This window comes from Ruminococcus sp. SR1/5 (genome assembly GCF_000209835.1).
In the GTDB taxonomy this organism is placed as follows: Bacteria; Bacillota; Clostridia; order Lachnospirales; family Lachnospiraceae; genus Blautia_A; species Blautia_A fusiformis.
Genome location: NC_021014.1, coordinates 3,206,075 through 3,228,755, shown reverse-complemented (window position 1 = coordinate 3,228,755; position 22,681 = coordinate 3,206,075). Strand labels below are relative to the sequence as shown.

Below are 22,681 nucleotides of genomic sequence, written 5' to 3'. Positions count from 1 at the left end.
TTATATGAGTGATTATATTGTAAGAGCAACAGCGGCAAACAGCCAGATCCGTGCATTTGCGGCTGTTACAACCGATATGGTGGAGACAGCGAGAAAGAATCATAACACCAGTCCGGTGGCAACAGCGGCACTGGGACGTCTCCTTACCGGCGGTGCCATGATGGGAGCTATGATGAAAGGGGAAAAGGATCTCCTTACACTTCGGATCCATGCAGGAGGACCACTGCAGGGAATTACAGTAACTGCAGATTCTCACGGAAATGTAAAGGGCTATGTGGGGAATCCGGATGTATGTATCCCGGCAAACAGCAAAGGCAAGCTGGATGTTGCGGGAGCTGTCGGCGTAGGCTTTATGGATGTGATCAAGGATATGGGACTGAAAGAGCCATATGTGGGACAGGTTGCTCTTCAGACCAGCGAGATCGCAGAAGATCTCACCTATTATTTTGCAACCAGCGAGCAGGTTCCGTCTGCAGTAGGACTGGGTGTGCTGATGAATAAGGATAATACAGTCCGTCAGGCGGGAGGCTTTATTGTACAGCTGATGCCTTTTGCAGAGGAAGAGGTGATCGCAAAGCTTGAGGAAAACGTATCAAAGATCGATTCTGTTACCAATCTTCTGGAGCAGGGGCACACACCGGAAAGTCTTCTTGAAAAAGTACTGGAAGGCTTTGACATAGAGATCAATGATACACTGCCCACACAGTTCCATTGTAACTGCTGCAGAGAGCGTGTGGAAAAAGCGCTGATCAGCATCGGAAGAAAAGAACTTAACGAGATGATCCAGGAAGGCAAGGACATTGAGATGAACTGCCATTTCTGCAATAAGAATTATAATTTTACCGTGGAAGATCTTAAGAGGATCATAAGAGAGTGCAAGCGATAAAACTCGGGAGGAAGAAAAAATGAAGCATGGTTTTATCAAGGTGGCAGCGGCAACGCCGAGAGTTACCGTTGCAGACTGCAAGGCAAACGGAGAGGAAATCCTGAAGGCCATTCATGAAATGGAAAAGGAACATGTCAAGCTGATGGTATTTCCGGAATTTTGTATCACAGGATATACCTGTCACGATCTTTTTCTCCAGAGATGTCTTCTGGACAGTGCGTGGGATGAGCTTCTGCATATTGCGGAGGAGACAAGGGAGACGGACGCCCTGATCTTTGTGGGACTCCCGCTGCGTCACAGAGGCAAGCTCTATAATGTGGCAGCAGCTCTGAATCATGGCCGTATCGTGGGATTTGTGCCGAAGACGCATATTCCGAATTATAATGAGTTTTATGAGCAGAGACAGTTTGCAGGTGCAGAGGAAGAAGATGTGGAATTTGTGGACTTCCTGAAGTGCGAGAAAAATGAGGAGGATGAGTTCTGGGATGAAATTCCTTTTGGAACAGAGCTTATCTTTGAATGTAAGGAATTTCCGGAATTCACTGTTGCAGCAGAGCTTTGTGAGGATCTCTGGGTCCCTGCGCCGCCAAGTATCCGTCATGCCGTCAACGGTGCGCATATCATCGTTAATCTTTCTGCCAGTGATGAGATGGTAGGTAAGGATTCCTACCGGAGAACCCTGATAAGCGGGCAGTCAGCACGACTGATCTGCGGATATATTTATGCCAGTGCAGGGGAAGGGGAGTCTACCCAGGATCTCGTGTTTGGCGGACAGAATATGATCGCAGAGAACGGTTCCATGCTTGCAGAAAGCAGACGCTTTGAGAACGGCATCATTTACAGTGAGATCGATGTGCAGAGACTGGCTGATGAGAGAAGAAGAATGTCCACGTATCCGGCAGTTTCTACCTGCAGTCATACAAGAGTCGATTTTTCCGTAGCAGAGGAGAAAACAAGACTTACCAGAAAATATCCACAGTATCCCTTCGTTCCGTCTGTGAAGGAAGAGCGTGATGAGCGCTGCGAGGAGATCCTGAACATCCAGGCTATGGGACTTAAGAAACGTATGGAGCATATCCACAGCAGGAGTGCGGTGGTAGGACTTTCCGGAGGACTGGATTCTACCCTGGCGCTTCTTGTAATGGCACGTGCCTTTGACCGGATGGGAATGCCGAGAGAACAGATCCACTGTGTGACCATGCCATGCTTTGGAACCACAGACAGAACCTATCAGAATGCCTGCAAGTTAAGCCGCTGCCTTGGTGCAAGGCTTACCGAGGTAAATATTAAAGAGGCGGTAAATATCCATTTCCGGGATATCGGACATGATCCGGAGATCCACGATGTGACGTATGAGAACAGCCAGGCACGTGAGCGTACTCAGATCCTGATGGATACGGCAAACAAGGAAGGCGGCGTTCTTGTGGGAACCGGAGACCTTTCCGAGCTGGCTCTTGGCTGGGCAACCTATAATGGCGATCACATGTCCATGTATGGTGTAAATGCTTCTGTCCCGAAGACACTGGTACGTCATCTGGTACGTTATTATGCGGATACCTGCGGAGATGAGGAACTGAAGGAGGTTCTTCTGGATATCCTGGATACTCCGGTAAGCCCGGAGCTTCTTCCTCCTAAGGATGGCAAGATCGCCCAGAAGACGGAGGACCTGGTAGGACCTTATGAGCTTCATGATTTTTATCTGTATTACATGCTGCGTGCAGGATTTACACCGGATAAGATCTACAGGCTTGCCTGCCTGACCTTTGATGGGATTTATGATAAAGAGACGATCCTGAAATGGCTGAAAACCTTCTATCGGAGATTTTTTGCCCAGCAGTTCAAGCGTTCCTGTCTGCCGGATGGCCCGAAGGTAGGTAGTGTGGCACTTTCTCCAAGAGGAGATCTCAGAATGCCAAGTGATGCAAGTGCAAGGATCTGGCAGGATGTGCTGGAGAAGATTGAAATCTGAACGTAGATCGCAAAGCGGAGAGCTTAAGTGTTCTCCGCTTTTTTTACTGCATCCGTGATAGCTGAAAGGAGTACCTGGGAGGTATATTTCCGGTCTCCTGCGTACTGAATGTCTTCCAGGGACTGACTGGAATAGATCTGACTTGCCAAAGAATCCAGAACCGGTTCCATAAGAGGATAGGAAGCTTTTGTGGTTTCATTTAAATTCACCAGACGGATGGCCTTGATCCTGTCAGCATTTACAGTAACTTCCACATCGAAGGTATTCTCGTTCAGGGTGATGGAAGAGGTATAGACGCCCGGCTTGTAGCGGGATTTTTCGCTGGCTGTATGACTGGCATTTTTTCCGGGACCGAACATGAAGAAAAGAACGACAGCCAGAACAACAGCGAGAGCCAGAAAGACAGCTGTGTAAATGATCTCTTTCATATGTAGGACGATGATCCTGGTTTTGGAACTCATGGCGCACGCCTCCCAAAGCTTTTTATATAGTTTATTATCGGGAGGGAGGATTTATGCCACAGCTGTGCGCAGGTTATTCGATACTGTGCCTGGAAAAATAAGGAAAAGAGCAGGCAGATATTTCAGAATATAGAGAACGACCGTTCTATAGGAGTAGAATTTGTGGTATGATAGGAATACTTCAGGCGCAGGATGGCGCCGGAATGACTGAAAATCTGCAAGTGATCGGGAGGATGAAGATGTCATTACAGTTTATCATAGGAAGTTCCGGAAGCGGAAAATCCTGTTATGCTTATCAGAATATCATAGAACAGGCGGGGCTGCATCCTGAGAAGCTTTTTTATGTGATCGTGCCGGAGCAGTTTACCATGCAGACCCAGAAGACACTGGTGGAGATGAGTCCGGGCAGGGGAATCTTGAATATTGATATCCTGAGCTTTGAGCGTCTTGCATACCGTGTTCTGGAGGAAGTTGGAGGAGACAGCCGCATCCTTCTGGAAGAAACCGGTAAGAGTATGGTGCTGCAGAAGATGGTACAGCAGCATGGAAAGGAGCTTTCCTATCTGGGAGGTCAGATGCGTAAAGCGGGATACCTGGATGAAGTGAAGTCTATCCTGTCGGAGTTTATGCAGTACGATATCCGGGACAGTGAGATCCAGGAGATGATCGAGGATTCCGGTGACAGAGCGTTACTTCAGATGAAGCTGAAAGACGTAGCTGTTCTTTACCAGGCATTTACCGGATATCTGAAGGATCATTATATGACAGGAGAAGAAGTAATGGATGCGCTGGAAAAAGCTCTTCCGTTTTCTGAAAAAATGAAAAACAGTGTACTCCTTCTGGATGGTTACACCGGTTTTACGCCTATTCAGATGCGTGTTGTGGGAGAACTTCTTGCTGTCTGTGAGAAGGTGATGGTAACGGTGACCATGGATGCGGATGAGAATCTGAGCATGAGAGGAAAACCTTATCAGCTTTTTTATATGAGCCGTCAGATGATCCACGGGCTTTCGGAGCTGACCAGGGAGATCGAGACACCGGTTCTTTTGAAGGATGTGGGAAAATCCCGCTTTTCCCAGGCACCTGCCCTTCATTTCCTTGAAAAAATATCTTCCGTTACCGAAAAAATATATATAAAAAAGCGCAGGATGAGATCTGCATGTTTTCGGCAGTGAACCCGCAGAAGGAAATGGAAGAAGCTGCCCGCCGGATCGCCAGACTTGTAAGGGAAAAGGGCTGCCGTTACGGTGAGATCGCCGTGATCACAGGTAACCTGGAGGAGTATGGAAATCTTGCAAAGCAGGTATTTACAGCAGCAGGGATCCCGTATTTCATTGATGAGAAGCACACGGTCCTGATGAATCCGTTTGTAGAATATTTCCGGGCAGCACTTGAGATGGCAGTGCAGGATTTTTCCTATGAGAGTGTATTCCGGTATCTCCGGTGCGGAATGTCCTGTGTGACCAGGGAGGAAGCAGACCTTCTGGAGAATTATGTGCTGGCTCTTGGTATCCGTGGATTTAAGAAATGGGATGAAGTGTGGGTGCGTATTTACCGGGGAATGCCGCCGGAAAGCATTCAGAGGCTTAATGAGATCCGGCAGCGGTTCGCAGATGAGACCAGAGAGCTTGCGCTAAGCTTTAAAGGTGGGAAAAAGACGGTGCGGGAATACTGTACTTTTCTCTACGAGTTTGCAGTGCGGAGCCAGGTGCAGCAGAAACTGAAGCATCAGGAACTGAAATTCAAGGAACAGGGCGACAAGGCCATGGAAAAGGAATATGCCCAGATCTACGGAATTGTTATGGAACTTCTGGATAATATGGTGGAGATCCTGGGAGAGGAAACCGTGAACCGCCAGGATTTCCGTCAGCTTCTGGAAACAGGACTGAACCAGGCCAAGGTGGCTCTGATCCCGCCAAGTATGGACCAGGTACTTGTGGGAGATATGGAGAGAACCAGGCTGAAGGATATCCGTGCACTGTTTTTTGTGGGAGTAAATGAAGGGAATATTCCGAAGAATACATCCGGTGGAGGAATGCTTACGGAGATTGACAGAGAATTTTTTAAAGATCAGGGGATCCAGCTTGCACCGGGGCCAAAGGAACTGATGAACATGCAGCGATTTTATCTGTATCTGAACATGACCAAGCCAAGAGAACTGCTCTGTCTGTCCTTCTGTCAGTCCGACAGCCAGGGAAAAGCCCTGAGTCCGGCCTTTCTTGTCAGTAATATCCGGGAGATGTTTCCGGAAATGGAGATCCGGCAGTGCGGAGATATGCAGGAACCTATGGAATTACTGGAGCTTCCGGGAATCAGCCTGGATTATTTCCTGAGAGGGCTTGCAGGAGAAGCTTACCAGGATAATGCGGTCTTCCAGGAACTGTACAGCTGGTATCTTCAGAGCCCGGAATACCGGATCCTTGTAAAAAAGCTTACAGAGGCATCTTTTTCAGAACGACCGTCAGATAAGATCGGAAAAACAGTGGCAAAGATCCTCTATGGAGAAATTTCCCCGTACAGTGCTACCCGGCTGGAGCGTTTTGCGGCCTGTGCATTTGCACATTTTCTGCAGTATGGCCTGAAGGTTACAGAACGTGCAGAGTATGAGTTCCGGGCTATGGATATGGGAAATGTCATGCATATGGCACTGGAAAAATTTGCGGCGGAAGTCCGAAAAGAGGGACTGGACTGGGCAGAGCTTACGGAGGAAGAGCGAAACCGTATCATAGACAGCTGTCTGGATCAGGTTTCCGCAGATTACGGAAATACGATCCTTAAAAGCAGTGCGAGAAATGAATATATGATCGAACGGACCAGACGTATTTTGCGGCGTACCGTGTGGGCTTTGCAGGAACAGCTGAAGCATGGAGCATTCCGGCCGGAAGGATTTGAGGTGAGGTTTCAGGGCGGAAGGATCGACCGTGTGGATATCATGGAAGAGCCGGAGAACAACCGGGTCTATGTGAAGGTGATCGACTATAAAACTGGAAATACTTCGTTTGATCTGCTGGCGTTGTATCATGGCCTTCAGCTTCAGCTGATGGTCTATCTGGATGGAGCATTACAGGTGGAAAAACGGAAGTATCCGGATCGCGAGATCGTTCCGGCTGGTGTGTTTTATTATAATGTGAAGGATCCTATGATACAGGAGAAGATCCATGCGGATATGGAAAGCATCAATGAGCAGATGCTGAAGAAAATGAAAATGAACGGGCTTGTACAGGCAGATGATAATATGAGTACCAAAATCGACAGCACTATGGCCTCCATACCGGTATCCCTGAACCGGGACGGAAGCTTCAGCAAAAGATCTTCTGTTGCCTCAAGGAAGCAGTTTGATGCTCTGGGAGCGTATGTGCGGAGAAAGATCTGTGACATCAGGGAATCGATCCTGGATGGAAATGCGGCAGTGGAACCCTATGAACTTGGAAAAAAGAATGCCTGCACATATTGTCCGTATCTTACTGTGTGCGGCTTCGACAGGAAGATACCGGGATATGAGTTTCACAGGCTGTCGTCCATAGAAGAAGATGCACTGTGGAAAAAGATCATGAAGGGAGAGGAAGAGAATGGCAGTGAAATGGACTGAGGAGCAGAAAAAGGTCATCACGCTCCGGGACCGGAATATTCTGGTCAGCGCAGCAGCCGGTTCCGGTAAAACTGCAGTGCTGGTGCAGAGGATCTTAAGTAAGATCATGGATCCTTTGAAACCGGTGGACATTGACCGTCTTCTGATCATGACATTTACAAGGGCGGCAGCGGGAGAGATGCGGGAACGTATCGAACGTGGACTGGATCAGGCACTGGCTGAAGATCCGGATAATGAGCATCTGCAGAGACAGATGACGTTGATCCATACGGCACAGATCACTACCATTGACGGCTTTTGCGCCTATGTGATCCGAAATTATTTTCATCTGATCGGACTGGATCCGGGTTACCGGACTGCAGATGAGGGTGAACTGAAGCTTTTGCAGGAAGATGTGCTGAAGGAGCTTTTTGAAGATCATTATGCAGAAAGAAAGGCAGATTTTACTGCATTTGTGGAATGCTATGCGCCAGGAAAAACGGATGAAGGACTGAAGGAACATGTGCTGGAGCTTTATAATGCTGCGATGAGTAATCCATGGCCCGAAAAATGGCTGGACAGCTGTGTGGAGAATTATCATCTGGATCCGGAAAAAGGTCTTGAGGGAACGCGATGGTTCCGATATCTGTGGGAGGCTGCAGACTGCGCACTGAAAGAAGCGGAAGAGCTTACAGAAACCGCAATGAGGACCTGTCAGCTCCAGGATGGACCGGAGCTTTATCTGGAGGCTCTGGAAAAGGATATGATACTGATCCGGCAGTTAAAACAACTGTCCGTTAAAAGGGATTATGATGAGATAGCGCAGAATCTCCGGAATCTGAAGTTTGCAAGACTTTCCTCAAAAAAATGGAGGGAGTATCGGAGCAGCTGAAAAATCTGGTAAAAGCTCTTCGCGAAGATGCAAAAGATAATCTGAAGGAACTGGGGATCCGATATTTTTACGGAAATCTGGCTGAGCTGACGGAACTGACAGAAGCATCTGCACCACCGCTGGAGATGCTGGTAAAGCTGACAAAGGATTTTGCAGAACGTTTCCAGGCAAAGAAGCGTGAAAAAAATGTTCTGGATTTTTCAGATATGGAACATTTTGCCCTGGACATCCTTCTGAAAAAGGAAGGAGAAACCTATGTGCCCAGCCAGGCGGCAAGAGAGCTTTCTGAAAAATATGATGAGGTCCTGCTGGATGAGTATCAGGACAGTAATCTGGTTCAGGAGATCCTGATGCAGACAGTTTCCGGCTGGGTCAATGAACGCAAAAATATCTTTATGGTAGGAGATGTAAAGCAGAGCATCTACCGTTTTCGTCTGGCCCGTCCGGAACTGTTCATGGAAAAATATAAGAGCTATTCACTGGAAGACAGTCCGGAACAGCGGATCGACCTGCACAAAAATTTCCGAAGCAGACCGGAAGTCCTTGAAAGTGTCAACTTTATTTTCCGGCAGATCATGGGGGAAGATCTGGGAGGAATTGCTTACGACGAGGCGGCAGCTCTGTATCCCGGAGCTTCTTTTCCGGAAGGCCAGGATCCGGAATTTGTAAAAACAGAGATCCTTCTTGTGGATAAATACAGTCCGCTGCTGGAAGAGGAGGATGAAGAAGTAACGGAGAATGAGAGAGAGCTGGAGGCCCTTGCCATTGCAGGAAGAATCCGATCTATGGTAGGGCATGAACGGGTGCTGGATAAGGAAACGGGAGAGTATCGACCTCTTCAATATGGAGATATCGTGATCCTGCTCCGATCTGCTTCAGGCTGGGCTGAAACCTTCGGGGAGGTTTTGAGTGCAAGAGGGATACCGGTATATACGGCCTCCAGAACCGGATATTTTTCTGCAACAGAGGTTGTGACACTGCTGAATTATCTCCGGATCCTGGATAATCCGCTGCAGGATATTCCCATGACCGGCGTACTGCGTTCACCGATCGTTGGATGTACCACAGAAGAGCTGGCTGAGCTTCGGATCGCATATCCGGAAGGAATGATCTATGAATGTGTGTGCAGGTTTGTGGAGGACTATAGAAAGCATGGGAGCTTTGAGGAAAACAAAAAAATCCTCGGAGAGAAGCTGTCCTGTTTTATGGACACCATGAATACACTTCGTGATAAGGCGGCTTACACGCCGGTCCATCAGCTGATCCTAGAGGTACTTGCACGTACCGGATATGGAGACCATGCAAAGGCAATGCCAAATGGTGAACAGAGGAATGCAAACCTGAACATGCTTGTGGAAAAGGCAATGGAATATGAGAAGACAAGCTATCGAGGCCTTTTTAATTTTGTAAGATATATCCAGAAGCTTCAGCAGTATCAGGTGGATTACGGGGAGGTAAATCTTTCCGGAACCGGGGAAAGTGCAGTACAGATCATGACGATCCATAAGAGCAAGGGACTGGAGTTTCCGGTAGTGTTTGCAGCAGGAATGGGAAAACGCTTTAATTTCCGGGATATGAACGCAAGTATCCTGATCCATCCGGAGCTGGGGATCGGTGCGGATGCGATCCTGCCAGAGAAGAGGATCATCGCTCCATCCCTTTGCAGGCAGATCATACGGAGAGCGCTCCTGATGGAAAGCCTCGGAGAGGAGCTGAGGGTACTTTATGTAGCGCTTACACGTGCAAAGGAAAAACTGATCCTCAGTGGAACCATTGGAGCCCTGTATCCGGAATTGGGGGAATTGTCCGCATTAAGGGACAGTGAGGAACCATTGCTTTCTCTGGGAAGAAGGCTTGGCGGGAAGACTTACTGGGATTATGTGCTTCCGGCACTGGCAAGGCATCGCTGCATGGCACCATTATTTCATGAATATGGCATCTTTATGAATACCGCAAATCCTCTGTACAAAGATCCGGCAGAATTCAAAGTTACACGGGTCACAGCACGGGAACTGACAGAAAGTGAGGTTATGGAACAGGCAGAGCGGGAAATGAAGAAGGAAACACTGGAGAACTGGAATCCGGGCAGAGTTTTTGACAGTGAGATCCGGGAGGAGATCCAGAGACGTTTTTCCTTTGTATATCCCTATCAATATCTGGAAGATCTTCCTGTGAAGGTGAGTGTATCAGAACTGAAAAAGCGAAGCTACCACAGTGAGCAGGATCTGGAAGAAACGGTGGATTATGAGACGGAAGAAGAGATCCAGCCGCTGGTTCCCCGATTTATCGAGGAGAAGAAAGAGGAAGGGTATACAGGGGCACTTCGTGGAACGGCTTATCATCGTGTAATGGAATGCCTGGACTATCAGAAGACAGCAAACAGGGATGAGATCCGCAGACAGCTGAGAGAATGGGTTGACGCCAGGAAGATGGAAAGAAAAGAGGCTGAGTCGGTTCGGGTAAAGGATATCTGGAATTTTGTGGAAACACCTCTCGGACAGCGGATGAAAGCAGCTTCAGAGAAGAGACTTCTGTTCCGGGAGCAGCCTTTTGTGATCGCAAGAAAAGCTTCGGAGCTTGATCCGCAGTGGCAGTGTGAGGAAAATGTTCTGGTACAGGGAATCATTGATGCGTATTTTATAGAGGATGAAGAAATCGTTCTGGTGGATTATAAAACGGACTTTGTGAGACGTGGAGAAGAACAGAAGCTGATCGACCGTTATCATGTACAGCTGGAGGATTACGCCCAGGCGCTGGAACGGATGACAGGCCGGAAGGTGAAGGAACGGTATATTTATTCGTTTACTCTTGGAGAAGCGTTCAGTCTCTGATCTGAAAATGAAATGATATGTTAATGTGGGCAGATATCCTGCGGCGGAGAGATTACACTCTCCAGCCAGCAGGATATTTGTTTTTCAGGATCCCGTTTACAAGCTTTCCGAAGCCGAGAGGATAACCGCCCACACAGAGAAGGTGCCAGCCTTTTTTGTGAGCGGCCTCTTCCGGCTCGATCATAAGCGTTTCGCCTTTCAGATAACGGGTAAGCCGCTCGTCGGAAACCGGCAGGGAGATAACTGCTTCCACATCTCCTTTGTGAAGCGCCAGCGCCAGAGGCTGAGACGGCTCAAAACGGTTTTTTTTCAGATCACCCAGGTAGAGGCCGTTTCGAAGAAAGGAGATTCCGCGGAGATCCAGAGGGAAGGGCAGCTGATAGTATACTTTATCTTTGCGGACTTCCACACGGTTCCAGTCAAATTCCTGACCGCCAATGGTTTTCAGGCCGATCTCAGAGAAAAATTCCTCCAGCCATTTCCGGGTATTTTTGTCCGGTCCTTTTGCGGAAAAGCGGAAAACAGGTGGAAGAGAGTCACCTTTTTTGCGGAACAGGGCGAGAAAATGACCTTCGCCATCCATTTTGTGTGGAAAGATTCGGACGCATTTTTGAAGTTCTTCCGGATTAAATGCATTTAAGCTTAACGTGATTTCGGAATCGGAAGTGTCTGCTGTGCCGGCATATTCCGGGCGGCCGCTGGAGAAGCCTTCATATCCTGGCATTTCCATAAGTTCCATATCCGGGCGTTGTCTGAGAAGATAGGCTACCACTTCTTCGTCTTCACATTGGGAAAAAGTGCAGGTGGAATAAAGCAGCATTCCGCCCGGACGGAGCATATCGGCAGCTTTTAAGACCAGGTCTTTCTGGATATCAGAAAGCTCAGCGGATTTTTCCGGTGTCCAGTCGCGGGCAAGGGCTTCCTCTTTTCGGAACATGCCTTCCCCGGAGCATGGAGCGTCCAGAAGGATCTTATTGAAGAAAGCAGGAAAACGCTGGGCAAGTTTGGCGGGCTTTTCGTCGGTGACGAGCATATTTTTCATGCCAAAAAGCTCCAGATTCCTAAGAAGGGCTCTGGCTCTGGAAGTACTGATATCGTTGGCAAGGAGAAATCCGGTGTCATTTAAGGCTGCACCCAGGGCAGTGGCTTTTCCTCCGGGAGCTGCGCAGAGGTCCAGGACAAAATCTCCAGGTTCGATGGGAAGCCTAGAAGCCGGTGTCATGGCACTTGGTTCCTGGAGATAATAAAGACCCGCCTGGTAGTAAGGACATCGTGCAGGGCGGCTTTCCTCCTCGTAGAAGTATCCGGTATTGATCCACGGGATCGGCCGGATAGGGAAAGGGGAAAGCGCCTGAAAATCCTGGCAGGAGAGCTTGGCGGTGTTTACACGTAGACCGTAGGTGCGGGGATTTTTTGTAGCTTTTTCAGGAAAGCATCATAATCATCTCCCAGCATTTCTTTCATACGCTCCAGAAAAGGAAGCGGTAATGTCTGTATTTTATCTGAATCTGTCATAATTTCCTCCATAATATAAACTTGACTCTTTCGGATATTGTGTGAAAAGAGTGGTTTCCGAAAAATATTATAAAGTATAGAGGGATTTTTCTAAATACTATTGACAAAACTATATTATACGATATATAGTATTGTTCACAGAACAATATTACATGACTTATCATGTGAGCGTTGAATCGTGAAGTGATCGCGTTCATCAGCATGTAGTAAGACGGAATGTGAATGTCCGTTTTACAGGTCATAGAGAGGTGAGCAGATGGTATTTAATACAGGAGCAGCCCTCCTGGATGCGATCGTCCTGGCTGTTATTTCCAGAGAGAAGGACGGTACCTACGGGTACAAGATCACCCAGGATGTGCGAAGTGTTCTGGAGGTTTCAGAATCTACGCTGTATCCGGTCCTTCGCAGGCTTCAGAAGGATGAATGTCTGGAAGCCTACAATATGGAATATGCAGGAAGAAACCGGAAATATTATAAGCTGACAGATAAGGGCGCAGCGCAGCTGAATCTTTACAGAAGTGAATGGGAGATCTATTCATCCAAGATCACCAGGATGTTTGAGGAGGGAGTTTGAGCATGAACAGAAAGCAGTTTATGGAACAGCTTGAACGGCTGCTTTCCGATATTTCAGAGGCAGAGAGACAGGAAGCACTGGAATATTATGAAGGATATTTTGATGATGCAGGTCCTGAGAATGAAGGAGAAGTGATCCGGGAACTGGGAAATCCGGGGAAGGTTGCTGCGATCATTAAGGCAGATCTTCAGGAGAACAGTGAAGATTACGGGGAATACACAGAGAACGGATATCAGGATACCCGTGTGAAAGAGAACGGGGAAATGCCGGACCATTATACAGAAGTAACCGTATACGGAAATAGACAGGGAGAGGCCCATCGTGATACGGGAAATACAGAAAATTTCGAAGACCGCAGGAAAAGACGTGCCCAGCGCGGCTATCACGCAGAGAAAAAGCAGAATAAGGCAGGAATCATTCTTGCGCTGATCGTTCTTGTTTTTGCGGCTCCTCTGATAAAAGGATTATTTGGCGGAGTACTGGGGATTTTGGTGACACTGGCATTGCTGCCTTTCCTGCTGACATTTTTTGCAGGAGCGGGATCGATCATCCTTGTGATCGGTGCAGTTGCGTGCATTGTTGTTGGGATTGCCATGACGGTGTCTCTTCCGCCGGCCGGGATCCTGACTATCGGTATCGGATGCCTGATGATGGCATTTGGACTTTTGTTACTGTTACTGACGGTGTGGTTTACAGGTAAGATATTGCCTGCGATCCTGCGGAAATTTACGGGATTCTGCAGCAATCTCCTGAATGGAAGAAAGGCGGAAAAAGTATGAAACGTTTTCTGAAGGTAATTCTGATCCTTGCAGCAGTATTCGGTGTGGCAGGCCTGGGACTTACTGCCGGCGGAGCTGCCATGGGAGCGACTATGGGAGATGTGAGTGTTCTGGATCAAGGAATCACGCAGGTGCTTCGTGTTCTGGATCATGAAGACAGCTGGGAAGTGGAAGATTCCGAGGAAGATATGGATGAGCAGGAGGACGATTTTCAGGCAGCTGCAGAGAGCGCGGCAACTGAGAAGGGCGTTCTGGCAGACAGTGCAGACAGTTCCGCATATACGAAAGTATATGAGGCCTCGGCTGTGTCAGACCTTTTCTGTGATCTGAGATACGAAGAACTGGTTTTGAAAACATGGAATGAGGATAAAGTCCAGGTGAAAGTTTCAGGGAAGGATCACAATCGCATTCAGATCAGCAATAACAACGGTAGTCTGAGAATTGCAAGCAATCAAAAAGTGAGAAACCGTTCCATAGAAATTTTTTGCCCGGAAAACTTAAGCTTTCAGAAGATAAAACTTCAGATGGGAGCCGGAACCATCGAACTGGATGGTGATTTTAAAGCGGAGCAGATGGAAGTAAATGTGGGGGCCGGAACCATTGAAAATTCCAACAGCCTGGATATAAAGGAAGCAGATTTTACAGTCGGAGTGGGAACTGCTGACATCAGTGAACTTCAGGTGGAGAATTTAAAAGGAAGCTGTGGTATGGGAGATATGGAGCTTACACTTACAGGAAAAGCTACTGAGTATAATTATGAGCTGAAATGTGGTCTTGGAAATCTGGAGGTGGATGATTCTCTGGAAACATCCATTACTTCCGGAAATAAACAGATCACAAATGAAGGTGCCACGAAAAATATAAAACTGGATTGCGGAATGGGAAACGTTGAGGTTGAATTTGAAGAAGATTAAAGGAGGAAGCATTATGAGTAACAAAAAACTATACAAATCATCAGTAAACCGTATGTTATGTGGTGTCTGCGGCGGAATTGCGGAATACTTTAATATCGATCCGACTCTTGTCCGGCTGGTATGGGTGATCATCACGCTGATGGGCGGAGCCGGAATCCTGGCGTATATCATTGCGGCGATCATTATCCCGGATTAAAAATGACAGTACCCATAAAGGACGGACATATTTTTCAGAATGCATAATTTATCCGGAAATTGTCCATACTCCATAAAAAAGATGAGGAGTGTGGAAGATGAACAGGGAGAAAGAAGTAAAAGCATATCTTGAGGGAAAGCTTTCCCAGGCGGAAAAACTGAAATACGAGATTGCCGATGAGATGGGAGTTCTGGATAAAGTGATCAAAGACGGGTGGAAAAGCCTTTCTGCAAAAGAAACCGGACGGATCGGTGGTCTTATGACAAAAAAGAAGAAACATAAAAAGTAAAATACAGCCTGAAGGAACAAGGCGAAATGACGCCGGAAAAGTCCTTCGGGCTGTATTGAATTATAAGAATATTTTTCTGGAAAAAAGAAATTTTTTGACGGTTCAGGGTGGACTGACCAGTGGAAAAGAGCTATACTGTTGGAATAACAGAGGAGGTATGAAGGAACATGGGTGAAAAAATCAACAACATTCTAAAGGGTGAGATCATCTCCTCAGTATTTTATATACTGCTGGGACTTTGCCTGATCCTGATCCCCACGCAGACGGTGGACGTGATCTGCAAAGTAGTATTCGGGCTGATCCTCATCGGAGCTGGCATTTATCATATCTATATTTACATACGTGGAAAAGCGAAAGCTACGATCATGGATCTTCTAAGTGGTGTGGTTGTTTTTGTGCTGGGGGTGTTTCTTTTTATGACACCGTCCATTGTGATCAAACTGCTTCCATGGATGCTCAGCGCATTTGTACTGGTTGACAGTCTGTGGAAGTTTAAAGGAGCCTTCCTTCTGAAAAAAGGAGGAAACGGCGCATGGAGCGTGCTTCTGATCGGAAGTCTTGTTTTCATTGCACTTGGAATCGTGATGCTGTTTGGAAGATTTCCGAAGATCATGACTCTGCTGATCTTTTCCGGCTGGGTGCTGGTGTGTGACGGAGCTGCGGATATCGTATTCTATATTATTATGAAGCTGGGGCTTCGAAAGATCGCAAAAAAGGCGGAGACAGAGAAGGAAGATTCTGTTGCAGACAGTTCAGATGCTGTAAATGAAACGGCAGATATGGATGTGCCAAATGATACAAAAACCCAGGATGAAAACGCGCCGAGTGAGCGGCAGAGTGGGAAGGAAACAGAATATCCAACAGAAACTACAGCAGAGACTACAGCGTCTATGCCGGCGCAGGATGCAGACGGATATTCTGCGGACAGAAAAGAGACAGAAGAATCCACAGAACCGGAAGAAGAGCAAAAGCAGAAGAATTCCCGATGGGAAAAAGAACCGGAGAATGTGGAGATGAAGCTCTGGGCTGTAGGCAAAGACCAGGCGGAAACCGGCAGCCTGAAGGATCTTCTGGACGGTTCCGATGAAGAACTGGAAGAGTGGAAGGACTGACCCTTCTCTTGCATCATCTGCCATTCCGTGGTAAGATGTGCACATGAAAAATACAGATAAAAATATAAAGATACTGATGATGGATTTTTCCGGAATATATGAGGATCAGCAGTTCTGGAGGGGAAAAGAAGTATCCCGGGTGGAGGCCAGGGACATTCCCGGAACCAACTGCTACTGTGATGAGGATGCGATGAATGCCATTCGCAGCCGTATTGCCCCTTATTCTTCCGGAGGAATCCATTTTATTGATTCCGGAAACTATCACTATATGACAAGGATCTGGCTGGAAAAGATATCGGAGCCTTTCTCGCTTCTTGTATTTGACAATCATACGGATATGCAGCCGCCGGCATTCGGAGGTCTGCTTTCCTGCGGAGGATGGATCTACGATTCTGTTATGGAACTTCCATTGCTTAAAAGGGTGATCCTGATCGGCCCGGATGAGGAAGCTTTTTCCAGAGTGGAATCGGAGATTCAGGAAAAGGTGGAATTCTTGAGCAGAGAGAAGCTTCTGGAAATGGAAGAGGCGCAGGTGTGTGCGTTTGTAAGCAAGCATGTGGGAAAGCTGCCGCTGTACATTTCTGTGGATAAAGATGTTCTCTGCAAGGATGATGCGGACACGAACTGGAGCCAGGGGGATATGCGCCTGGATACGATGCTGGAATGTCTGAAGAGAGTCAGAGAAATATGTGCAGAGGGAATCCTGGGCGTGGATATCTGTGGTGAATGTGATGTAGCAGAATCTGGAAACAGCGCCTTGAATGACCGGGCCAATGCTACATTGCTGGAGTGTTTTCTGTCCGCATACGGGAGCGAAGATCATGACGGAAATAAGAATGAGATAACAGGAGGAAACCGATGAAAAATGAACTTCTTACCATCGGGCCATTTACGGTATACGGTTATGGTCTGATGATCGCCATTGGAATTTTGGCAGGCTGCCTGACTGCAGAATACAGAGCCGGAAAACAGAAGCTTGACAGTGAACAGATCTTTCCAATGATCCTGTGGTGCCTGGTGGGTGGATTTTTCTGTGCAAAGCTTCTCTTCTGGATCACAGAGTGGAAATCAATTGTTCAGGATCCGGGATTTATAATGGAAACTTTAAGCTCCGGTTTTGTGGTGTTTGGCGGTATCATCGGCGGGATACTGACGGGGCTTCTGTATTGCAGGATCAGAAAGCTTGTATTTTTTAAATACGCGGATGTGATCCTGCCATCTGTGGCACTGGCCCAGGGATTTGGACGGATCGGATGTTTCCTGGCGGGCTGCTGTTATGGAAAAGAGACAGAGAGTGTTTTTTCTGTGATATTTCAGAATTCCGAATATGCGCCCAATCACGTGGCGCTGATCCCGACGCAGTTGTATTCCAGCGGACTGGATTTTCTGCATTTTCTTTTGTTGTTGCTGATCGCACGGAACAAAAAAGAAGATGGTCAGGTTACTGCCTGTTATCTGATCTTTTATAGCATTGGACGGTTTGTGATCGAGTTTTTCCGTGGGGATATTATCCGTGGAAGTGTGGGAATTTTGTCGACTTCCCAGTTTATCAGTATTTTTACAGGGATTGCGGGGATCGTGCTGCTGATACGGATCAGGAAAAAAAGAGATAGCAAGAGCAGTGTTTAAACGGATCAGGGAAGTCCCATGTATCAGGAAAAAGTTGGACAATAGTGGTATAAGGACAGGTTTTCGCTGCATACATCTATGAAAAAGGCGAAAGCAGGCCTGTCATGCTCAGAAAAGAAGATTTTGAACCAAATATGAAAACAGAGGATAAGATCCCCGGAGCGCAGACGGAAAATCCGGCACAGAGTCAGCGCTTCGGGGATTTTATCGTGAAATATATGCAGAATGTCCAGGATACTATGGAACTTTTTCCGGGGGCATCTTTTCGGGCGATCAATGAAATTTTCGGGGTTCTTTATGTTCCGCTGGAAAGTATGGGAGAAATTGAGGTCACGGGAACCTCCTATAATTCGATCCCGAAATGTTATACCTACATGGATATGGAGGCAGCAGGGGAATCAGGGATCAACAGGCTGCACGATCACCCTTATCTGAAGCTGCGTGGAAAAGGTACTGCGGTGGCGGTGATCGATTCGGGGATTGATTATCAGAATGAAGTGTTTCGAAATGCAGGCGGCTCCAGAATCGCTTATTTATGGGATCAGTCCATAGAAGAGGAAGAACAAAATCAGTCTGGACGGGAGTTGGAAGCTGAAAATGGAGATGCAGATAATTTGCCGGGGGATGATATAGCAGATACAGAAGTTCCATATGGCAAATTATTCCGGAAAAAGGATATCGACCGGGCACTGGCTTCCGAGGAGCCGTTTGCCATCGTGCCATCCAGAGATACCAACGGCCATGGCACGGCACTGGCGGGTATTGCTGCCGGAAATATGGTACCCGGAGAAAATTTTACCGGAGCAGCGCCGGAGGCAACCCTGATCATCATCAAGGTAAAGCCGGCAAAGCAATATCTCCGGAATTTTTATCTTTATCCTCCGGAGGCAGAAGCTTTTCAGGAAAATGATGTGATGATGGCCATTGCTTTTGCGATTTCCCAGGCCAAAAAGCTGAAGATGCCACTTTCTATCTGCCTGGGGATCGGAAGCAGCCAGGGCGCGCATCTGGGGACTAATGCGTTAAGCCAGTATGTGGACTATGTGGCAAATTTTTCTCAGGTATCCGTATCTGTGGCAGCAGGAAACGAAGGAAATACAAGAAACCACAGTACGGGGATTTTTTCTCAGGGAAGGGAACAGATCGTGACAGAACTCCGTGTAGCGGAAAGAGAGCAGGGCTTTACCATAGAATTCTGGGGAGAACCGCCGGAAATCTATGAGCTTTCCATCCAGTCACCAACCGGTGAGATACTGGAAGTCAGCAGTTCCATAGGTTCCAGAACCCAGGAGCTGTCATTTGTTTTTGTGGAAACAAAGGTGTATGTGAATTATATCTTGATCGAGCGTCAGACCGGATATTCCCTGGTGTATATCCGATTTTTCCATCCGGCGTCCGGTATCTGGAAAATTTTTACCCAGGCAAGAAATCAACAGAACGTACAGTTCCATATATGGCTTCCTGTGGAAGGGCTGATCTCCCAGGATACCTATTTTCTGGAACCATCCCCCTATACCACGGTGACAGCGCCGGGAGACGCCAGGAACAGCATTACGGCAACTGCCTACCAGCATCGTGACGGAAGCATCTACATTGCAGCAGGCAGAGGCTATACGCCAGATGGCATGATAACTCCACATCTGGCAGCTCCTGGCGTTAACGTAAAAGTGCCGCTGGTACGAGGCGACTTTGGAACCCGCTCCGGAACCAGTATATCCGCCGCACAGACCGCCGGCATCGCGGCACTTCTGTTTGAATGGGCGATCATACGGGATAACCAGCCGTTTTTTACCGGGAGCAGCGTGAAATATTATCTGCAGAGAGGCGCAAGAAGAGAAGAAAACATGCAGTACCCAAACCCGGAGTGGGGGTATGGGAAGGTGGATCTGTATCATACCTTTGAACTGCTGACGTGAGATGATGAGAAGTGGAAAAAATATGAAAAGCAGAAACAGATCATTTCCTTTGGAAAGAGTAGATGCATAGATATTACATTTGGAAAAATAATAAAAGGATACGAAAGTACTAATTTTGGAAAAAATATTCATATAGATAATTCACTTTGTATCGTGTACTATAAATATATGGAAAAATCATATAATGACACAACAGGGAGGAATTTTACTTATGGAGCTTTCAACTTTGGTAAAAATGTCAAACACTTACGGAAGCAATCCGGCCTATGTTCTGGCAGGAGGCGGTAATACTTCTGTAAAAGACGATACAACACTGTATGTAAAGGGATCCGGTACACAGCTTGCTACCATTAAGGCAGAGGAATTTGTCAAAATGGACAGAGCCCGTCTGAATGAGATCATGAAAACGGAATATCCGGCGGATGATGTGAAGCGTGAATCTGCATATCTTGCAGATGTAATGGCGGCAGTGACCGATGAGGATAAAACCAAACGTCCCAGCGTGGAAGCACTGCTCCACAATCTGTTTGCATATACGTATGTCCTGCATGTTCATCCGACAATTATCAATGGACTGACCTGCGGAAAGGGCGCAAAGGTTCTTTGCGAAGAGCTTCTTGGAAAAGATGTACTCTGGATCGATATCTGCAAACCGGGATACACACTTGCCCGTATCTGCTTCGAGAAAATGAATGCCTATAAAGAAGAAACAGGAAAAGACGTGCAGGTTCTTCTGCTTCAGAATCACGGAATTTTTGTTGCGGCTGATACTGTAGAGGAGATCGGCGTTTTATTCGATGGTGTGATCGGAAAGCTGGAAAAGCAGGTAAAGAGAACTGCGGATGTAAGTGATGCAGTTACACCTGAAAAAGAGCAGGCAGCACAGAAGCTTTCCAGTCTGCTTGGACATGCGGTGGAAGTCGTACCGGCTGCGGAGGCGGATAATTTTGTAAAAGATAAAACTGCTGCGGCACCTCTTCTGAAGCCGTTTACTCCGGATCATATTGTATATTGCGGACCTTATCCGTTATTTGTAGAAAATATTGATGAGGCGAAAAATGCGCTGGATGCATTTATGACAGAGCATGATAAAGAGCCAAGACTGATCCTGGTACAGGGTGTTGGCGCATTTATTATGGAAGATGACAAAGGAAAGGCAGCAAAGGCACAGCTTCTGGTAAAGGATGCGATCAAGCTTGCAGTGTATGCAGAGAGCTTTGGCGGCCCGCTGCAGATGACCGATGAGATCACATATTTTATCACACACTGGGAAGCAGAAGCATATCGCAGTAAGAAATAAAAAGAAAAATATATAGAGAGAAATAAAGAAAATGCATCGGGAACTATTAGGAAATTCCCGGTGCATTTTTTATCGAATGACGGATAAACAGTTACTCAGGACAGAGTTACGCAGCAAATGTGGATATTTTTATCCGCATTACCACAAATCTTATTTCCGATACACGAACGCCGGCAGTCCATCCTCGCCAACCGGAACATTTACAGTTCCCTGGATCAGCGGGCGGGCATAGCGGATAAAGTCTTCGGTGACATCGGAGCCGTCTTCTGTGATCCATTCCACAGGGACCGTCTTTTCTTCGTTGCAGATAACGTTGACATCCTCCAGTGTACATTTCATGGAGTACGGAGAATCACTCTGACGTTTAAATGCGATCATCTTTCCGGTTTCGCCGTTCAGGGCAGCCTGTACACCAAATTCACCGGCGAGGATGCCTTCTTGCTGGTCTGTTCCGGCGAGCATAGCTGCAGAGCAGCGCTGGCTTACATTGAGCTCTACGGAGCGGGCTTTGACACCAAGACGGCTGCGTACAAGATTCTCAAGATATTTACCGCAGCCAGCAAGCATCTTGTGACCGAAGGCGTCGGTTCCGGCAGCGCTGTCGTATTCGCAGATGAAAGTGCCGTCTTTATCATGGATTCCCTCAGATACACAGACTACGACGTTGCAGTTTTTCTCGAAGGCAGCATGAACTTTCTGGAGAAATTCTTCTACATCGAAATCGGTTTCCGGAAGATAAATGAGAAGCGGATTGTCTCCAACATATTTCCGGGCAAGGGCAGCAGCTCCGGTGAGCCAGCCTGCGTGACGTCCCATGATCTCGATGATAGTGACAGATTTTTTCTCGTAGACGCAGGCGTCCAGGGTGATCTCACGGACGGTGGAGGCTACGTAGCGGGCAGCACTTCCGAATCCGGGAGTATGGTCGGTGTTTACAAGATCGTTATCAATGGTCTTCGGCTCACCGAGGATACGGATGTCGCTGCCGATCTTTTCAGCATAGCGGGAAAGCTTGCTGACGGTATCCATGGAATCGTTGCCGCCGATATAAAAGAACCAGCCGATATTCATCTCCTCGAATTTCTGAAAAAGCTTCGGATAAACCGGATCCTCCAGGGATTCCGGAAGCTTGTAACGGCAGGAGCCAAGGTAAGCGCCGGGGGTCCAGGTAAGAGCGAGAAGCTGCTCTCCCGGAAGTGCTTCCTGGAAATCAAGGACTGTTCCGTTTAAAAATCCCTCAATGCCGTTGACCATACCATAAACATGGTCAATCTCTTCTGTATGTTTAAGTGCTTCAGATACCACACCGTAAAGACTGCTGTTGATAGCTGCGGTCGGTCCGCCGGATTGTCCTGCGATAAGGTTCTTTTTTGACATTCTGATACCTCCTGGGTGTTGTTTTTTATATTGTAACAGAAATAGGAGAAGATAACATCTAAAAAATCACCTTTTTTATAAAAAAATACTCTATACAAATAATTATATCATAGTAAAATAGTAGTATAGATAGAGAAAAGAGGTGAAAAAAACGATGACAGTAAAAAAAGTACAGTTTGAGAGCATGGATGAAGTGAACCGTTTTCTTGATGTGACGGAGCATTTTCCGTTTGCAGTGGATCTGAAAAGGGGAAGCAGAACAGTAAATGGCAAATCCATTCTTGGAGTTGCATCCATTGGCCTTGGCAGAGAGATGGACTTTTGTGCACATGTGCCGGAGCTTGCGCCGGAGATCACATCCAGTCTTGGTTTTTGCATGAGGTAGGTTTAAGAGGGGAAAAAATAAATAATGGTTGATCGATGGTGAATGAGGATATCGTAAGGTCGCAGAGGCGATGATCGGTATCCTCATT

Annotated in this window: 21 protein-coding genes and 1 pseudogene; 17 read left to right on the top strand and 5 right to left on the bottom strand. The window is 47.2% G+C overall.

Annotated features, from left to right (window positions below; translation table 11 throughout):
- Positions 1 to 4 precede the first annotated feature (4 nt).
- A complete protein-coding gene (gene hslO, locus CK1_RS16195; protein ID WP_015527218.1) occupies positions 5 to 886 on the top strand; it encodes an Hsp33 family molecular chaperone HslO in 882 nt (293 codons plus the stop codon).
- 19 nt (positions 887 to 905) lie between these two features.
- Positions 906 to 2,855, top strand: coding sequence for an NAD(+) synthase (locus CK1_RS16190; RefSeq protein WP_015527217.1), 1,950 nt, complete (start codon positions 906 to 908; stop codon positions 2,853 to 2,855).
- Between the two features lie 23 nt (positions 2,856 to 2,878).
- Here the strand turns inward: CK1_RS16190 and CK1_RS16185 are convergent, their stop codons facing one another.
- Entirely contained in the window at positions 2,879 to 3,316 is a 438-nt protein-coding gene (locus CK1_RS16185; protein ID WP_015527216.1) for an FMN-binding protein, read from the bottom strand.
- Between the two features lie 239 nt (positions 3,317 to 3,555).
- Here CK1_RS16185 and CK1_RS16180 point away from each other — a divergent pair, with 239 nt between their 5' ends.
- Genes CK1_RS16180 through addA form a run of 4 tightly spaced genes read left to right on the top strand, consistent with a single transcriptional unit; the run spans position 3,556 to position 10,607 of the window.
- Positions 3,556 to 4,491, top strand: coding sequence for a PD-(D/E)XK nuclease family protein (locus tag CK1_RS16180; protein WP_306289001.1), 936 nt, complete (start codon positions 3,556 to 3,558; stop codon positions 4,489 to 4,491).
- A complete protein-coding gene (locus CK1_RS16175) occupies positions 4,476 to 6,905 on the top strand; it encodes a PD-(D/E)XK nuclease family protein (RefSeq protein WP_015527214.1) in 2,430 nt (809 codons plus the stop codon). The genes CK1_RS16180 and CK1_RS16175 overlap by 16 nt, the downstream gene beginning before the upstream one ends.
- Positions 6,886 to 7,776: a UvrD-helicase domain-containing protein gene (locus tag CK1_RS16170; RefSeq protein ID WP_015527213.1), complete on the top strand. Its 891-nt coding sequence runs from the start codon at positions 6,886 to 6,888 to the stop codon at positions 7,774 to 7,776. Before CK1_RS16175 ends, CK1_RS16170 begins: the two co-directional genes overlap by 20 nt.
- The gene (gene addA / locus CK1_RS16165; RefSeq protein ID WP_015527212.1) at positions 7,752 to 10,607 is read left to right on the top strand and encodes a helicase-exonuclease AddAB subunit AddA; all 2,856 of its coding nucleotides are present in this window, start codon (positions 7,752 to 7,754) and stop codon (positions 10,605 to 10,607) included. The genes CK1_RS16170 and addA overlap by 25 nt, the downstream gene beginning before the upstream one ends.
- 52 nt (positions 10,608 to 10,659) lie before the next feature.
- On the opposite strand, the gene CK1_RS18945 is transcribed toward addA, so the two are convergent.
- The 3 genes and pseudogenes from CK1_RS18945 to CK1_RS18595 form a co-directional block, all read right to left on the bottom strand.
- Positions 10,660 to 11,190, bottom strand: coding sequence for an RsmF rRNA methyltransferase first C-terminal domain-containing protein (locus tag CK1_RS18945; RefSeq protein WP_502685139.1), 531 nt, complete (start codon positions 11,188 to 11,190; stop codon positions 10,660 to 10,662).
- A 21-nt stretch (positions 11,191 to 11,211) separates the two neighbouring features.
- Positions 11,212 to 11,970 (bottom strand): annotated as a pseudogene (locus tag CK1_RS16160) (NOL1/NOP2/SUN domain family protein); the annotation flags it as partial.
- 20 nt (positions 11,971 to 11,990) lie between these two features.
- Positions 11,991 to 12,122, bottom strand: a complete 132-nt coding sequence (locus CK1_RS18595; protein WP_353611188.1) for a hypothetical protein — start codon at positions 12,120 to 12,122, stop codon at positions 11,991 to 11,993.
- Positions 12,123 to 12,378: 256 nt separating this feature from the next.
- Between CK1_RS18595 and CK1_RS16155 the strand changes: the two genes are divergently transcribed.
- From CK1_RS16155 to CK1_RS16110, 10 genes are all read left to right on the top strand, one after another.
- Positions 12,379 to 12,696, top strand: coding sequence for a PadR family transcriptional regulator (locus CK1_RS16155; protein WP_015527209.1), 318 nt, complete (start codon positions 12,379 to 12,381; stop codon positions 12,694 to 12,696).
- Positions 12,697 to 12,698: 2 nt separating this feature from the next.
- On the top strand, positions 12,699 to 13,475 hold the full coding sequence (locus CK1_RS16150; RefSeq protein ID WP_015527208.1) for a DUF1700 domain-containing protein: 777 nt from the start codon (positions 12,699 to 12,701) through the stop codon (positions 13,473 to 13,475).
- The gene (locus CK1_RS16145; RefSeq protein WP_015527207.1) at positions 13,472 to 14,389 is read left to right on the top strand and encodes a DUF4097 family beta strand repeat-containing protein; all 918 of its coding nucleotides are present in this window, start codon (positions 13,472 to 13,474) and stop codon (positions 14,387 to 14,389) included. The genes CK1_RS16150 and CK1_RS16145 overlap by 4 nt, the downstream gene beginning before the upstream one ends.
- Before the next feature lie 13 nt (positions 14,390 to 14,402).
- Entirely contained in the window at positions 14,403 to 14,585 is a 183-nt protein-coding gene (locus CK1_RS16140) for a PspC domain-containing protein (protein WP_015527206.1), read from the top strand.
- Between the two features lie 97 nt (positions 14,586 to 14,682).
- Entirely contained in the window at positions 14,683 to 14,874 is a 192-nt protein-coding gene (locus CK1_RS16135; protein WP_015527205.1) for an alpha/beta-type small acid-soluble spore protein, read from the top strand.
- 167 nt (positions 14,875 to 15,041) lie between these two features.
- Positions 15,042 to 15,986 carry a DUF308 domain-containing protein gene (locus CK1_RS16130; RefSeq protein WP_015527204.1) on the top strand — a complete coding sequence of 315 codons (945 nt, stop codon included), beginning with the start codon at positions 15,042 to 15,044 and terminating at the stop codon, positions 15,984 to 15,986.
- Positions 15,987 to 16,029: 43 nt separating this feature from the next.
- On the top strand, positions 16,030 to 16,848 hold the full coding sequence (locus tag CK1_RS16125; protein WP_015527203.1) for an arginase family protein: 819 nt from the start codon (positions 16,030 to 16,032) through the stop codon (positions 16,846 to 16,848).
- Complete coding sequence (locus CK1_RS16120; protein ID WP_015527202.1) at positions 16,845 to 17,615, top strand: prolipoprotein diacylglyceryl transferase; 771 nt, start codon at positions 16,845 to 16,847, stop codon at positions 17,613 to 17,615. The genes CK1_RS16125 and CK1_RS16120 overlap by 4 nt, the downstream gene beginning before the upstream one ends.
- 104 nt (positions 17,616 to 17,719) lie before the next feature.
- Positions 17,720 to 19,531, top strand: coding sequence for a S8 family peptidase (locus CK1_RS16115; RefSeq protein ID WP_015527201.1), 1,812 nt, complete (start codon positions 17,720 to 17,722; stop codon positions 19,529 to 19,531).
- 211 nt (positions 19,532 to 19,742) lie between these two features.
- Positions 19,743 to 20,831 carry a class II aldolase/adducin family protein gene (locus CK1_RS16110; RefSeq protein ID WP_015527200.1) on the top strand — a complete coding sequence of 363 codons (1,089 nt, stop codon included), beginning with the start codon at positions 19,743 to 19,745 and terminating at the stop codon, positions 20,829 to 20,831.
- A gap of 150 nt (positions 20,832 to 20,981) precedes the next feature.
- Here CK1_RS16110 and CK1_RS16105 read toward each other — a convergent pair whose 3' ends face one another.
- Complete coding sequence (locus CK1_RS16105) at positions 20,982 to 22,208, bottom strand: 6-phosphofructokinase (RefSeq protein WP_015527199.1); 1,227 nt, start codon at positions 22,206 to 22,208, stop codon at positions 20,982 to 20,984.
- Positions 22,209 to 22,362: 154 nt separating this feature from the next.
- Here CK1_RS16105 and CK1_RS16100 point away from each other — a divergent pair, with 154 nt between their 5' ends.
- A complete protein-coding gene (locus CK1_RS16100) occupies positions 22,363 to 22,593 on the top strand; it encodes an HPr family phosphocarrier protein (protein ID WP_015527198.1) in 231 nt (76 codons plus the stop codon).
- Positions 22,594 to 22,681: the final 88 nt, after the last annotated feature.

Excerpts from the sequence above, each read along its gene's own strand:
- CK1_RS16110 (WP_015527200.1), top strand. The coding sequence starts at position 19,743 with ATGGAGCTTTCAACTTTGGTAAAAATGTCAAACACTTACGGAAGCAAT.
- CK1_RS16130 (WP_015527204.1), top strand. The coding sequence starts at position 15,042 with ATGGGTGAAAAAATCAACAACATTCTAAAGGGTGAGATCATCTCCTCA.
- CK1_RS16190 (WP_015527217.1), top strand. The coding sequence starts at position 906 with ATGAAGCATGGTTTTATCAAGGTGGCAGCGGCAACGCCGAGAGTTACC.
- hslO (WP_015527218.1), top strand. The coding sequence starts at position 5 with ATGAGTGATTATATTGTAAGAGCAACAGCGGCAAACAGCCAGATCCGT.
- CK1_RS16175 (WP_015527214.1), top strand. The coding sequence starts at position 4,476 with ATGTTTTCGGCAGTGAACCCGCAGAAGGAAATGGAAGAAGCTGCCCGC.
- CK1_RS16170 (WP_015527213.1), top strand. The coding sequence starts at position 6,886 with ATGGCAGTGAAATGGACTGAGGAGCAGAAAAAGGTCATCACGCTCCGG.
- CK1_RS16180 (WP_306289001.1), top strand. The coding sequence starts at position 3,556 with ATGTCATTACAGTTTATCATAGGAAGTTCCGGAAGCGGAAAATCCTGT.
- CK1_RS16125 (WP_015527203.1), top strand. The coding sequence starts at position 16,030 with ATGAAAAATACAGATAAAAATATAAAGATACTGATGATGGATTTTTCC.
- CK1_RS16155 (WP_015527209.1), top strand. The coding sequence starts at position 12,379 with ATGGTATTTAATACAGGAGCAGCCCTCCTGGATGCGATCGTCCTGGCT.
- CK1_RS16120 (WP_015527202.1), top strand. The coding sequence starts at position 16,845 with ATGAAAAATGAACTTCTTACCATCGGGCCATTTACGGTATACGGTTAT.
- CK1_RS16145 (WP_015527207.1), top strand. The coding sequence starts at position 13,472 with ATGAAACGTTTTCTGAAGGTAATTCTGATCCTTGCAGCAGTATTCGGT.
- CK1_RS16150 (WP_015527208.1), top strand. The coding sequence starts at position 12,699 with ATGAACAGAAAGCAGTTTATGGAACAGCTTGAACGGCTGCTTTCCGAT.
- CK1_RS16115 (WP_015527201.1), top strand. The coding sequence starts at position 17,720 with ATGCTCAGAAAAGAAGATTTTGAACCAAATATGAAAACAGAGGATAAG.
- CK1_RS16135 (WP_015527205.1), top strand. The coding sequence starts at position 14,683 with ATGAACAGGGAGAAAGAAGTAAAAGCATATCTTGAGGGAAAGCTTTCC.
- CK1_RS16185 (WP_015527216.1), bottom strand. The coding sequence starts at position 3,316 with ATGAGTTCCAAAACCAGGATCATCGTCCTACATATGAAAGAGATCATT.
- CK1_RS16105 (WP_015527199.1), bottom strand. The coding sequence starts at position 22,208 with ATGTCAAAAAAGAACCTTATCGCAGGACAATCCGGCGGACCGACCGCA.
- CK1_RS18595 (WP_353611188.1), bottom strand. The coding sequence starts at position 12,122 with ATGACAGATTCAGATAAAATACAGACATTACCGCTTCCTTTTCTGGAG.
- CK1_RS16140 (WP_015527206.1), top strand. The coding sequence starts at position 14,403 with ATGAGTAACAAAAAACTATACAAATCATCAGTAAACCGTATGTTATGT.
- CK1_RS16100 (WP_015527198.1), top strand. The coding sequence starts at position 22,363 with ATGACAGTAAAAAAAGTACAGTTTGAGAGCATGGATGAAGTGAACCGT.
- addA (WP_015527212.1), top strand. The coding sequence starts at position 7,752 with ATGGAGGGAGTATCGGAGCAGCTGAAAAATCTGGTAAAAGCTCTTCGC.
- CK1_RS18945 (WP_502685139.1), bottom strand. The coding sequence starts at position 11,190 with ATGGATGGCGAAGGTCATTTTCTCGCCCTGTTCCGCAAAAAAGGTGAC.